Origin of the sequence: Streptomyces sp. NPDC017095 (assembly GCF_044332325.1) — a bacterium.
Lineage (GTDB): Bacteria > Actinomycetota > Actinomycetes > Streptomycetales > Streptomycetaceae > Streptomyces.
The window spans coordinates 119,515-132,419 of record NZ_JBIROU010000005.1; the positions used below are offsets into that span (position 1 = coordinate 119,515).

Annotated in this window: 11 protein-coding genes; 9 read left to right on the forward strand and 2 right to left on the reverse strand. The window is 73.8% G+C overall.

Translation table 11 applies throughout. The features are described from left to right. Nucleotides 1–145: 145 nt before the first annotated feature. The gene (locus ACH4OA_RS11975) at nt 146–589 is read right to left on the reverse strand and encodes an SRPBCC family protein (protein ID WP_365874508.1); all 444 of its coding nucleotides are present in this window, start codon (nt 587–589) and stop codon (nt 146–148) included. Between the two features lie 133 nt (nt 590–722). Between ACH4OA_RS11975 and ACH4OA_RS11980 the strand changes: the two genes are divergently transcribed. The 8 genes from ACH4OA_RS11980 to ACH4OA_RS12015 all read left to right on the forward strand — a co-directional run bounded on the left by ACH4OA_RS11980 (nt 723) and on the right by ACH4OA_RS12015 (nt 9,977). Further along, nucleotides 723–1,763: an Rv2578c family radical SAM protein gene (locus ACH4OA_RS11980; protein WP_397968826.1), complete on the forward strand. Its 1,041-nt coding sequence runs from the start codon at nt 723–725 to the stop codon at nt 1,761–1,763. A 149-nt stretch (nt 1,764–1,912) separates the two neighbouring features. After that, nucleotides 1,913–3,553 carry an alpha/beta hydrolase gene (locus ACH4OA_RS11985; protein WP_397968828.1) on the forward strand — a complete coding sequence of 547 codons (1,641 nt, stop codon included), beginning with the start codon at nt 1,913–1,915 and terminating at the stop codon, nt 3,551–3,553. Nucleotides 3,554–3,821: 268 nt separating this feature from the next. Further along, nucleotides 3,822–5,861 (forward strand): squalene--hopene cyclase, encoded by a 2,040-nt coding sequence (gene shc, locus ACH4OA_RS11990; RefSeq protein WP_397968829.1) that lies wholly within the window; start codon nt 3,822–3,824, stop codon nt 5,859–5,861. 30 nt (nt 5,862–5,891) lie between these two features. Further along, nucleotides 5,892–6,959, forward strand: coding sequence for a polyprenyl synthetase family protein (locus tag ACH4OA_RS11995; RefSeq protein WP_397968831.1), 1,068 nt, complete (start codon nt 5,892–5,894; stop codon nt 6,957–6,959). Between the two features lie 82 nt (nt 6,960–7,041). Continuing rightward, a complete protein-coding gene (locus ACH4OA_RS12000) occupies nt 7,042–7,935 on the forward strand; it encodes a UbiA family prenyltransferase (RefSeq protein ID WP_365877650.1) in 894 nt (297 codons plus the stop codon). A gap of 14 nt (nt 7,936–7,949) precedes the next feature. Continuing rightward, nucleotides 7,950–8,594: an ABC transporter ATP-binding protein gene (locus tag ACH4OA_RS12005; RefSeq protein WP_397948296.1), complete on the forward strand. Its 645-nt coding sequence runs from the start codon at nt 7,950–7,952 to the stop codon at nt 8,592–8,594. Further along, entirely contained in the window at nt 8,591–9,400 is an 810-nt protein-coding gene (locus ACH4OA_RS12010; protein WP_397968833.1) for a hypothetical protein, read from the forward strand. Before ACH4OA_RS12005 ends, ACH4OA_RS12010 begins: the two co-directional genes overlap by 4 nt. 52 nt (nt 9,401–9,452) lie before the next feature. Further along, entirely contained in the window at nt 9,453–9,977 is a 525-nt protein-coding gene (locus ACH4OA_RS12015; protein ID WP_397938722.1) for a GNAT family N-acetyltransferase, read from the forward strand. Between the two features lie 7 nt (nt 9,978–9,984). Here ACH4OA_RS12015 and ACH4OA_RS12020 read toward each other — a convergent pair whose 3' ends face one another. Further along, the gene (locus ACH4OA_RS12020) at nt 9,985–10,566 is read right to left on the reverse strand and encodes an adenylosuccinate lyase (protein ID WP_365877656.1); all 582 of its coding nucleotides are present in this window, start codon (nt 10,564–10,566) and stop codon (nt 9,985–9,987) included. Between the two features lie 391 nt (nt 10,567–10,957). On the opposite strand from ACH4OA_RS12020, the gene ACH4OA_RS12025 reads away from it, so the two are divergent. Next, nucleotides 10,958–12,772 carry a 3-hydroxyacyl-CoA dehydrogenase family protein gene (locus ACH4OA_RS12025; protein ID WP_397938725.1) on the forward strand — a complete coding sequence of 605 codons (1,815 nt, stop codon included), beginning with the start codon at nt 10,958–10,960 and terminating at the stop codon, nt 12,770–12,772. The last annotated feature ends 133 nt before the right edge of the window (nt 12,773–12,905 follow it).

The window sequence follows — 12,905 nt, forward strand, 5'->3', positions numbered from 1 at the left end:
CCCACCTGTCACCTGTTCCGCGCGAGGCGACAACTGCGAACGGTGGTGGCGGGTTACGGCGCCGCCGGGCCCGGGGCGGAGATCCACTCGAACCGGTGAAGGGGTCAACCGAGAGTCAACGCCCCTGCGGGAGAAGGCTTTTGGGCTACTTCTCCACCTCGGCGGCGAGGTTGGCGAGCAGGGCGTCGTAGATCCGGCCGAGGCCCTTGGGCGCGAAGGTGCGCTCGAAGAAGCCGCCGATGCCGCCGGCGCCCTGCCAGGTGCTGGTGACGACGACCCGGGAGCGGCCCTCGCCGGCGGGAGTGACGCGCCAGGTGGTGACCATGGAGGAGTTGCGGTCCTTCTCGACCAGTTCGCCGTCGGTGGGCTCGCTCACCTCCAGCAGGCAGTCGCGCACCCGCTTGCTGGTGGCCTGCAGCCGCCAGTGGACGACGGTGCCCTCGCCGTCGCCGCCCTCGCGCACCTCGTACGCGCTGAACTGTTCGGGCAGCAGCCGCTGCCGTGTGCCGCGGTAGTCGGCGAGGGCGTCGAACACCTTCTCCGCGTCCGCCGCGACGACCCGCTCCGTAGTGGCCTCGACCTGCGCCATTGCGTTCCTCCAGGACCTGTAGCTCGGGGTTGGGGCAAGCCAACCACCCCGGCGCCCGGCGGCCCAAATCGGGGGGTGCACGATCATGGGAACGTTTGTTCTATTGTGTGCCCAGCGCTACCGAGGAGGCGTCATGCGCTGGGAGAACCTCACCGACGACAGCGACCACGGCCGGGCCGCGGACGCCGCGCTGTTCGGCGCGGACGCCGTGACCACCCGGACCTTCGACGCGCCCGAGTTCCGCGGGATCACCTTCCACGAGGTGCGGGCGCGCTCGGTGCTCAACCGGGTGCCGGGCGCCTCCCGCATGCCGTTCGAGTGGACGGTCAACCCGTACCGGGGGTGCACGCACGCGTGCGTGTACTGCTTCGCCCGCCGGACGCACGGCTACCTCGACCTGGACACGGGCATCGGCTTCGACACCCAGATCGTGGTCAAGGTGAACGCCCCCGAGGTGCTGCGCCGCCAGCTCGGTTCGCGCCGCTGGCAGGGCGACCACGTGGCGATGGGCACCAACGTCGACTGTTATCAGCGCGCCGAGGGCCGCTACCGGTTGATGCCGGGCATCATCTCCGCGCTCACCGAGCACGCGAACCCGTTCTCCGTGCTCACCAAGGGCACGCTGATCCTGCGCGATCTCGACCTGCTGGTCCGCGCCGCCGAGGTGACGGACGTGGGCGTCTCGGTCTCCGTCGGCTTCCTGGACACCGAGCTGTGGCGCACGGTCGAGCCGGGCACGCCCGCGCCCGAGCGCCGGCTGGAGGTCGTGCGGGCCTTCACGGAGCGCGGCATCGGCTGCGGGGTGCTGATGGCACCGGTGATCCCGTTCCTCGGCGACCATCCCGACCGGCTGCGGGCCACGGTCCGGGCGATCGCGGCGGCCGGGGCCACCTCCGTCACGCCGCTGGTGCTGCACCTGCGCCCCGGCGCGCGGGAGTGGTTCACGGCCTGGCTCGGGCGGCACCATCCGCACCTGGTGGGGCGGTACGAGCGGCTGTACGCGGAGGGCGCCTACGCGCCGCGCTGGTACCAGCGCCGGATCACCCGTCAAGTGCACGAGCTGGCCGAGGAGTACGGCATCGGGCCCACGCGCGCCGCCGTGGCCCGCCGGATCCGCCCGGCCGGTCCGGCGCCGGCCGCCGGGGCGGAACCGGTCCAGCTCAGTCTGATGTGAGCGGGGCCGGGCGCGTTCGGGGGCTTCTCGCGGCCCAATCGGGTCACGTGTCGCGGAGACGTGTTCCGCGGGGTGGCGATACCGGGACGATCCGGCGAGAACCGTGAGCCTCGCGGTTCGCCGTGCCCCTCCGTCCCGGGAGGACCCGTATGAGACCACGCGCCGCCGCGCTGGGCGCGGCCGCCGCCGTGCTGGCGGGCTCGCTGACCACCGCCCCCGCCCGGGCGGCCACCACGACGACACCGGCGCCCCTCGCCGCACCCGCCGCGCCCGGCCGGACGGCCACCGCCACTCAACCGGCACCTGCCGCCGCCGCCCCGGCGGAGCCCCTCTGGAAAGGGTGTGGCGACCTCGGCCACCCCGCGCTCCAGTGCGCCTCCGTCCAGGTGCCGCTGGACCACGCGCGTCCGGCGGGGCGGCGGATCACGCTCGCGCTGTCCCGGGTGCCGCACACCGCGCGGTCCTCAGAGGGACCGTTGCTGGTCAACCCGGGCGGACCCGGCGGCAGCGGGCTGGCGCTCGCCGGGTTCGTCGCCTCGGCCCTGCCGAAGGAGGTGGCGGCCCGGTACGACGTCATCGGCTTCGATCCGCGCGGCGTCGGCCGCAGCACGCCCGCCCTGACCTGCGCGCCCGGCCACTTCGCCGCCGGCCGCCCGGACTCCGTCCCGGCCACCCCCGCGCTGGAGCGGGCCAACCTCGAGCGCGCGCGGTCCTTCGCCGCGGCCTGCGGCCGCGCGTACGCCGACGTCCTGCCCTTCATGGACACCGTGAGCGCGGCCCGCGACCTGGACGCCGTGCGCCGGGCCCTGGGCGCGCCGCGGATCAGCTACTTCGGCTACTCCTACGGCACCTACCTGGGCGCGGTCTACGCCAAGCTGTACCCGCGGCGGGTCCACCGCCTGGTGCTGGACTCGGTCGTCGACCCGGCGGGCGTGTGGTACGAGGACAACCTCCGCCAGGACTACGCCTTCGACGACCGCCACCGCGCGCTGATGGCCTGGATCGCCCGGCACGACGCGGTCTACGGGCTCGGCACGGACCCCGCGCGGATCGAGGCCCGCTGGTACGCGATGCGGTCGGCGCTGGCGCGCAGGCCGGCCGGGGGCGAGGTGGGCGCGGCGGAACTGGAGGACACCTTCACGCCCGGCGGCTACTACGACGGCTACTGGCCCCGCCTGGCGCAGGCGTTCGCGGCCTACGCGCGCCGCGGGGAGACCGGACCACTGGTGGCGGCCTACCGGAGCCTGGGCGCCGTGGACGCCTCGGGCGACAACGGCTACAGCGTCTATACGGCGGTGCAGTGCCGGGACGCCCCCTGGCCGCGCGGCTGGGACCGGTGGCGGGCGGACGCCTGGCGGGTGTACGCGAAGGCGCCGCTGATGGCCTGGAGCAACACCTGGTACAACGCGCCCTGCGCGTTCTGGCCGGCGGCGCCGGGGCGGCCGGTGGACGTCGCGAACGGCGCCCTGCCGCCGGCGCTGCTGTTCCAGGCGACCGACGACGCGGCCACGCCGTACGCCGGCGCGGTCGCGGTCCACCGGCTGCTGAGCCGGTCCGCCCTGGTGGTCGAGCAGGGCGGCGGCAACCACGGCGTCACCCTGAGCGGCAACGCCTGCCTGGACGGCTACCTGGCCGCGTACCTGGCCGACGGCACGGTGCCGCGCGGCGGCGGGCCGGCCGACGCGGTCTGCGCGAAGTCACCGGACCCGCGGCCGCTGTCCGCACGGAAGAGGGCGCCGGCGGCGACCCGCGGCGCCATCCTGCACGGCCTGCTGGGCCCGCGTCCCTGACGGCATACCGGTCCGCGCGCGCCGCCGGAGCGGCGACGCGCGCGGAATGCGGACTTTCGGGCGCGGGGGGCGCGTCCCGGAACACACGGCGTGACTCTTCACGCCCTTCTCTTGCACACGTACGAAGGATGTGCCGGCCGGAAAGATCCGGAAGAATCGATCCCCTCCCCGCGGGACGGCGAACTCGGCGAAACAGCGACGGCGCCGTCACGGAATTCGGATATTCCGAAAGGCGGGGTATTCACGGATTCGGTGCCTGAGGAGTGCCATGACGATTTCGGCCGGCGGTGTGCCGCACGCGAAAGGCCCCCTCCCCGCGGGTGACGCCGGCGTGCCGCCCGCCGTTCCCGCGTCCGGCCCGGCGGAGGAGGCGACGGAGGAGGCGGTCCGGGCCGCGGTGGCGCGGGCCGCGGACCATCTGCTGGCCCGGCAGGACACCGCCGGATGGTGGAAGGCCCGTTTCACGACGGACGTGAGTTACGACGCCCACGACCTCTTCCTCCGCCACCTGCTGGGCGTGCTGGACGAACGTCTGGCCCGGGCGAGCGGCCGGTGGATCCGCTCGCAGCAGAGCGCGGACGGTTCCTGGCCCCTCGTCTTCGAAGGCCGGGGCCATCTGGGGACCACGGTCCAGGCGTACGTCGCGCTGCGGCTCGCCGGGGACGGCCCGGACGAGGAGCACATGCTGCGGTGCGCGGCCTGGGTGCGCGAGCAGGGCGGTGCCGCGGCCGGCCCGCTCACGGCGCGTGTCTGGCTCGCCCTCCTCGGCTGGTGGAGCTGGGACGACCTGCCCGAGATCCCGCCGGAGATCATCGCCCTGCCCAGGCGGGCGCCCCTGAACATCTACTCCTTCAGCTCCGTCATGCGCCTGGCGCTGGTCGCCCTCAGCGTCATCAGCGCCCACCGCCCGGTGCGCCCGGCCCCCTTCGGCATCGACGAGCTCTTCGCCGTGCCCGGCACCGCGGGCCGGCCGCCGGCGCCGCCGCCCGACAGCGGCCGGGAGAAGCTGTTCTGGCGGCTGAACGCCGCCGTGCGCACCTGCTCCCGGGCCCTTCCCCGCCCGGCGCGCGAAGCCGCGGTGAACGCCTGCGTCCGCTGGCTCCTGGCGCGTCAGGAGCCGGACGGCAGCTGGGGGGCGTGCACGCCGATGACCACGTGGGTCGTCCTCGCCCTGCATCTGCACGGCTACCCGCCGGACCATCCGGTGCTCAAGGCCGCCTGGGGCTTCCTGGAGGACTGCGGTGCGTGGCCCGAGGACGGCGTGCGGGCGCTGCACACCGTCCACAGCCCGGTCTGGGACACCTGCCTGTCCACCACCGCGCTCCTGGACGCCGGTCTGGCCGCCGACCATCCCGCGCTGGTCAAGGCCGCCGACTGGCTGCTCACCCGGCAGGCCGACCGGCCCGGCGACTGGGCCGTGCGGCGGCCCCGGCTGGCTCCCGGCGGCTGGGCCTTCCAGTTCCACAACCGGTACTACCCCGACACCGACGACACCAGCGAGGTGGTCCTCGCGCTGCGCCGGGTGAGCCATCCCGACCGGGCACGCGTCGACGAAGCGCTCGACAGGGCGACGCGGTGGTGCCTGGGCATGCAGAGCCGGAACGGCGGGTGGGCGGCCTTCGACGCGGACAACACCAGCACGCTCCCCGCCAGGCTCCCGTTCTTCGACTTCGGCGAGTTCTGCACCGACCCGCCCACCGCCGACATCACCGCCCATGTGGTGGAGATGCTGGCCGCCCAGGGACGGCGCCGCGACCCCCGTACCCGCCGCGGCGTCCGCTGGCTGCTCGGCCGGCAGGAGGCGAACGGCGCGTGGTACGGACGCTGGGGAGTGAACTACGTCTACGGCACCGGCTGTGTGCTGCCCGCCCTCGTGGCCGCCGGAGTGCCCCGCGACCACGCCGCCGTCCGGCGTGCCGTCGCCTGGCTGACGTCGGTGCAGAACGCGGACGGCGGCTGGGGCGAGAGCTGGGAGTCGTACACCGTCCCGGCCCGCGCCGGCCGCGGCCCGTCCACGCCTTCGCAGACCGCCTGGGCGCTGCTCGCGCTCCTCGCGGCGGGAGAGCGTGACAGTGCCGTGGCGCGGGACGGGGTGCGCTGGCTGACCGAGCGGCAGACGCCCGCCGGCACCTGGGAGGAGCCGCAGTTCACCGGCGTCCTCGTCCCCCGGGCCGTGGCCGCGCACTACGGGTATTACGGGCACGTCTTCCCCTTGATGGCCCTGGGCCGTTATCTCCGGCAACCCGGTCACCCCCGAGATGCGGCGGTGGGCCGGCCACGAAGCGAAGCAACCGGGCCGGACCAGTGACCGGCATTCCTTCTGAAAGGCGCCTTCGTCATGAGTACGGAAACACTGGCGGTCACCTCCGAGTTCTTCGCGCCGCGCCCCGCGATCGACAATCTGCTGTCGGAATTCCTGACGCAGAAGGAACGGTCCGCTCCCGTGCCCGGCCAGTCGGCGCTCATCCGCATTCTGCGTGACTTCATCTCCGGCGGGAAAAGAGTCCGTCCGCTGCTGTGCGTGACCGGCTGGATCGCGGCCGGGGGGCGGGGCGACATCACACAGGCCGTCCGGCTGGCCGCCTCCATCGAACTGGCGCACACCTGCGCGCTGATCCACGACGACATCATGGACGCGTCCGACAGCCGCCGGGGCCGCCCCACGATCCACCGGTCGCTGGCCGACCGGCACCACGTGGCGCGGATGGCGCAGCAGTACGGACTCGGCGGCGCGATCCTGCTGGGCGACCTGGCTCTGGTCTGGTCCGACGAGCTGCTGCACACCACGCTCATGCCGGAGGCCCACCGGGCCAGGGTCCTGCACTGCGTCGACCTCGCCCGGAGCGAACTGATCGCCGGCCAGCACCTGGACCTGCTGACCACCGGCAAGCTGCACGCGAGCCTGGAGACGATGCTGAGCGTCATCCGCTACAAGACCGCCAAGTACACCATCGAGCGCCCCTTGCAGGTGGGGGCGGCCCTCGCCGGTGCCGGACCGGAGGTCATGAACGCCTGCACCGCCTTCGGTATCCCCCTCGGTGAGGCGTTCCAGCTCCGGGACGACGTGCTGGGTGTCTTCGGGGACCCGGACCGGATGGGCAAGTCCCGCCTGGACGACCTGCGCGAGGGCAAGTCCACCAGCCTGATCGTCCACGCCCTGCGCGTCTGCGGACCGGCCCAGGCCGACCGGCTGCACGCGCTGCTCGGCGACCCGGACCTCGGGGAGCGGGAAGCCGCGGAGATCCGGTCCATCCTCACCGGCACGGGAGCCCGGAGAGCCGTCGAGCACATGATCGAGGAGAGGTACCGCCAGGCCCTGGACTCGCTGACGGTGGCCCCTTTCCCGCCCAGCGCCATCCGCACGCTGGAGGACGTCGCGGAGGCGGTCGTCCACCGCACGGCGTGACGCCCGGCCCGGCCGGCGACCCGCACCAGGACCCGCCCCGGGCCGTCCACCGGCCCGGCCGACCACGGAGTACGGACCCACAGTGACGACCACGACCGCGCCGGCGGCGGTGCTCCAGAGCGCCTGGCGGGAGATCCGCCTTAGCTGGCTCTTCATCAGCGCCGACCGCTGGACCACCATCTTCCCGGCCACCTGCTTCGTGGTGGCGGCCGTCGTCCACGCCCGGCTGTCCCCGCCCGACGCCGTGCTCACCCTGGCCGGCGGAGCGCTGTACTTCTGGCTGTTCGTCTACGAGCACACGCTGGCCAACCAGCTCGTCGGCGTCGAGGAGGACCGCGTCAACAAGCCGTTCCGGCCCCTGGTGACCGGCCAGAGCACCGTCCGGGGCGCGCGGCTGCGGCTGTACGCGGTCCGGGTCCTCTTCCCCTTGTACGGGTACTGGCTGGGTGTCCTGGAGTGGGCCCTGATGTGGCAGGTCCTCTCCCTGCTGCAGCACGAGTACGGCTGGGGCCGGCACTGGCTGGGCAGGAACCTCTACGCGGGACTCGGGGTCATCGCCCAGCTGGCCGCCGCCTGGGGGATGGTCACCGCGGTCACCCCGGACGCCTGGCGCTGGATCGTGACCCTCACGGTCACCGTGACCCTGCTCATGTCGGTACAGGACCTGCGCGACATGACCGGCGACCGCGCGGTCCGCCGGTCCACGATGCCGCTGGTCTTCGGCGAGACGCCCACCCGGGTCTTCCTGTGCACCGGCTTCGCCGTGGGTCCCGTCGCCATCCACTACTTCCTCATGGAGCCCGCCGGCCGGCACTGGTGGGCCGTCGCCACGGACGTGCTCCTGGGCGGTCTGAGTCTGCTGCTCGCGGTGCGGGTGATGCGGCTGCGCGGGCGCGAGCACGACCAGCGCAGCTACCGCCTGGTCGAACAGTGGTACACCCTCGCCCTCGCCGCCTCCGTCTACACCCTGCGCTGACGGGAGACCCGGACGTGACCACAGAGGCCACGCGGCCCACGCGACGGCGGTCACCGCTGCGGATCAGCGACGTGTGGAAGGCGTACGGCCGCAGACAGATCCTGTGCGGCGCCGACCTCGACGTGCCCGCCGGAGCGCTGATCGGCGTCGTCGGCGAGAACGGCGCGGGCAAGAGCACGCTGCTCCGGATCGCCATGGGGTATCTGGCGCCCGACCGGGGCACGGTGGAGCGCACCGGCAAGGCGGGCTACTGCCCACAGCACGCCGTGCTGAACGACTCGTTCACCGTCGCCCAGCACCTGCGTCTCTTCCAGGCGGCCTACCGGCTGCCGGACCTCACGCGCGCCCACGAGCTGATGGATCTCCTGGCGCTCACCGGCTGCGGCCGGCAGCGCGCCGGGGAGCTGAGCGGAGGCACGCGGCAGAAGCTGAACCTCGTGCTCAGCCTGATGCACGATCCCCAGCTCCTGGTGCTGGACGAGCCGTACCAGGGGTTCGACTGGGACACGCACCAGCGTTTCTGGGCGCTCGCCGCCCGGCTGCGCGACCAGGGCAGGTCGATCGTCGTGGTCTCGCACCTGCTGCACGACCTGCACCACTTCGACGCGGTCGGCCACCTGCGCGGCGGCCGTCTCGACCTGGAGAGGCCCACCCGATGACGTACCGGCGCCCGGCGTTCACCGAGATGCTGCGCTGCACCCTCCTCGGTCACCTGCGCAGCCGGATGGCGATGCTGCTGGCGGTCGCGTTCATCCCCGGCTGGATCATGGTGGCGCGGCTGTGCGCGCCGGACCGCGCGGTGCGCTTCTCCCTTCAGGCCGCGCACGCCGAGGTCCAGGCGCCGGCGAATCAGGTCAGCCAAGTGGTGAACGCCCTCGCCGCCGTCACCCTGGTCACGGGTTTCTCGATGTTCATGGAGACCTTCAAGGCCGGGGAGGTGGACCGCCGGCTGGTCCTGGCCGGCTATCCGAGACTCCAGATGCTGCTGGCCAAGATCACCGCCGTCGCCCTGGCCACCGCCCTCGTCGCCGTGTACACCACGGCCGTGCTCCGCGGCTCGCTGCCGGTGCAGCAACTGGGCCCGCTGACCGTCGCCGTCTTCGGCGCCGGTCTCGCCTACGGCGGCATCGGTCTGCTGCTGGGCTCGCTGGTGCGCGGCGAGCTGGAGGGCTTCTTCCTCGTCATCATGCTCAGCCTGGTCGACACCGGTCTGCAGAACCCGGTCCTGAACGTGGCCGACCTCACCGGTCTGAACGCCCTGCCGCTGTACGGCGCGTGCCAGTCGGCGCTGGCCGCGGCGTTCACGTCCGTCACCTCCTGGTCCTACGGGCTGCTCTCGTTCGCCTGGTCCGCCGCGGCCGGCGCCCTGGCCCTGTGCGCCTTCCAGGCGCGCACCCGCTCGCACTGCCGGATCGCCCCGGACGCGGTCGCCCCGGACGCGGTGGCCGAGGCACCGCATCCGTGATCCGCGGCCCGCGGACTGCCGGCTTCCGTGCGACGAGGTCTACGGTTTCGTCATGGACGACCCGACCGTACGCATCCGCGCCATGGCGCTCGCCGACTGCGACCGCGTCTCGGAGATCCGCGTCCGCGGCTGGCAGCACGCCTACCGGGGGCTGGTGCCGGGGCCGTACCTGGACGCGCTGGACGTGCGCGCGGACGCCGGGCGGCGGCGGGAGCGGTTCGCGCGGGGCGACAGTCCGGTGGCGAACCTGGTCGCCGAGCGGGGCGGCCGGGTGCTCGGGTGGGCGGCGGTGGGGCCGCACCGGGAGGCCGGGGCGGACCCGCGGGACGCCGAGCTGTACGCGCTCTACGTCGATCCGGCGCACCTCGGCGGCGGGATCGGGCGGGCGCTGCTGGCCGCGTCGGCCGAGCGGTGCGCGGGGCGTGCGCGCATGTTCCTGTGGGTCTTGGAGGGCAACGCCCCGGCCCGCCGCTTCTACGAACGCGCCGGCTTCCGGCCCGACGGCGCCGAGGACACCTTCGAAGCATCCGGCGTACCCGTGCCCGAACTCCGCTACGTCCGCGAGCCCGGCGACTGACCCCGCGTCAGGTGGGCTGCTGTTGCGGGAGTTTCGCCAGGGCGTGTACCGCCGCCTCGGCGAGTGCGGGGTGGGCCAGGGCCTCGCCGAGCACCTGGCGGGCGCGGGGGTCGCCCAGTTCGCCGAGGCCCTGCACACAGGCAAGGGCGACCCGCCGGTAGGGGTCGTGCGGCCGCAGCCGCCGCTCCAGCGTGGTGATCAGCGCGGGGACGGACTCCGGGGCGCGCAGGGCGACCAGGAGCCGTACCGGGTGCAGGGCGTAGGCGACACGGAGTTCGTTGGTGGCGAGGGCGGCGGCGGCCCGGGCGGTGCGCGGGTCGCCGAGCCGGGCGAGGGCGTGCGCGGCGGAGGCGCAGCGCGGCGGGTCCCGGTGGTTGAGCAGCAGCACCAGCGCCTCGAAGGCCCGCCGGTCGCCCGCGCGGCCGAGGCGGAAGGCGGCCAGTTCCCGGGCCCACAGCGGCTGTCCGGGCGCGGTGAGCACCTCCGCGAGGGTGTCGTGGTCCTCGGCGGCCAGCAGACGGGCGAACGCCGCCGAGCCGCCCGACTCCTGCCGTAAGCGTTCCGTGAGCGAACGCGACTCTTCGTCCACGAGGTCCAGCGTAAGCGGGTCGCGGCGACGGAGGGAGGTACATCACAGAGTCGGTTTCCCACCAGGGTCTGGTGCGCTCGTTACCCGCCGGTTAAGCTCATACGAGCGAGTAACCCTCGCTTCTTTCGCTGGCGACGGTCTGGTGACGCGGCCGTCGCGAGCGAGCGCTGTCGGTTCGGTACACCGCGTGTACCGCAGTACGGCCCGGCTCCGGGACAGAGCCGGCCGGAAAGTTGCCGTTCACGGGCGTGTGCGCGCCCGTGGCACCGGCCGCACCGGGCGTGTGCGCTCGCAGCCCGGCGACACCCGCATTCCTCCTCGCCCCGTGGTGCGCCCTGCCGGGCGCGCCACGGCGCGTTCCTCGTCGTCACCTCATTCCTGGAGTCCCGCGATGGCCGCTCCCCTGTCCGACACCCCCCTGTCCCCGCCGTCCCCGCTGAAGACGATCGCCGTCGTCGGCCTCGGCACCATGGGCACCGGCATCACCGAGGTCCTCGCGACGGCCGGCCGGGAGGTGATCGGCATCGACATCAGCGAGGACCGCACCGCCCGGGCGCTCGCCGCCCTTCAGGCCGCCACCGCCCGTTCCGTGGAGCGCGGCCGGCTCACCGCCGGGGAGCGGGCCGGGGCGCTGGCCCGGGTGCGCACCGCCACCGACCTCGGCGCGGCGGCCGACGCCGACCTCGTGATCGAGGTGGCCCCGGAGTCGTACGAGATCAAGCAGCGGATCCTGACCGGACTGGACGCCGTCGTCCGCCCGGAGACGATCCTGGCGACCGGCACCAACGCGCTGTCCGTGACCCGGCTGGCGGCCGGCTCGGCCCGCCCCGAGCGCGTGCTCGGCCTGCACTTCTTCAACCCGGCGCCCGCGATGCGGCTGGTGGAGGTGGTCTCCTCGGTGCTCACCGCGCCGCAGGCCGTCGCCGCCGTCACCGGGCTCGCGATCGAGCTGGGCAAGGAGCCGGTCGCGGTCGGCGACCGTCCGGGCTTCGTCGCGGACGGACTGCTGTTCGGCTATCTGAACCAGGCCGCGGCGATGTACGAGTCGCGGTACGCCTCCCGGGAGGACATCGACGCCGCCATGCGGCTCGGCTGCGGTCTGCCGATGGGCCCGCTCGCCCTGCTGGACCTGATCGGCATCGACACCGCGCGCACGGTCCTGGAGGCCCTGTACGCCGAGTCCCGGGACCGGCTGCACGCGCCCGCCCCGATCCTGGGCCAGCTCAGCGAGGCGGGCCTGACCGGCCGCAAGTCCGGGCGCGGCTTCTACACCTACGAGGCGCCGGGCAGCGGGACGGTCGTGCCGGACGCCCCGGCTCCGGCGGCGGGCGGGCCGTCCGCCGGGGGCCGGGAGGTCCGCTCGGTCGGGGTCGCCGGATCCGGCACGATGGCCTCCGGTATCGCCGAGGTGTTCGCGAAGGCCGGCTTCCAGGTCGTCCTGGCCGCCCGCAGCGAGGAGAAGGCACGGACGGCCAAGGCCCGGATCGGCACGTCCCTGGCCCGGTCCGTGGACAAGGGCCGGCTGACCGCCGAGGCCGCCGCCGGCGTCCTGGAGCGGATCGTCCCGGCGGGCTCCTACGACGCGTTCGCCGACGTGGACCTGGCCGTGGAGGCGGTCGCGGAGGACCTGGAGGTCAAGCGGCGGCTGTTCGCGGCGCTGGACAAGGTCTGCAAGCCGGGCGCGGTGCTGGCCACCACCACCTCCTCGCTGCCCGTCATCGCCTGCGCCCGCGCCACCTCGCGCCCGCAGGACGTGATCGGCATGCACTTCTTCAACCCGGCGCCGGCCATGAAGCTGGTGGAGGTCGTGCGCACCGTGCTGACCTCCGACGAGGTGCACGCGACGGTCCGCGCGGTCTGCGCGAGGACCGGGAAGCACGCCGTGGACTGCGGCGACCGGGCCGGGTTCATCGTCAACGCGCTGCTGTTCCCGTACCTCAACAACGCGGTCAAGATGGTCCAGGAGCACTACGCCTCGCCGGACGACATCGACGCCGCGATGAAGCTGGGCGGCGGCTATCCGATGGGCCCGTTCGAACTGCTGGACGTGGTCGGCCTGGACGTCTCGCTGGCCATCGAGAAGGTGCTGCACCGCGAGTTCCGGGACCCCGGCCTCGCCCCGGCGCCGCTGCTGGAGCATCTGGTGGCCGCGGGCTGCCTGGGCCGCAAGACCGGCCGCGGCTTCCGCGAGTATGCCCGCCGCTGACGGCGCCGGCGACGGGTTCCGGACGCGGCCGGACTGGGGCGGACTGCTCGAACCGGCCGGCCCTCCCCCGCCCTCCGCGGGCGGGGGAGGGTCCGGACCTGCGCATCGTGCTGCGCGGATGCAGTACGTTCGG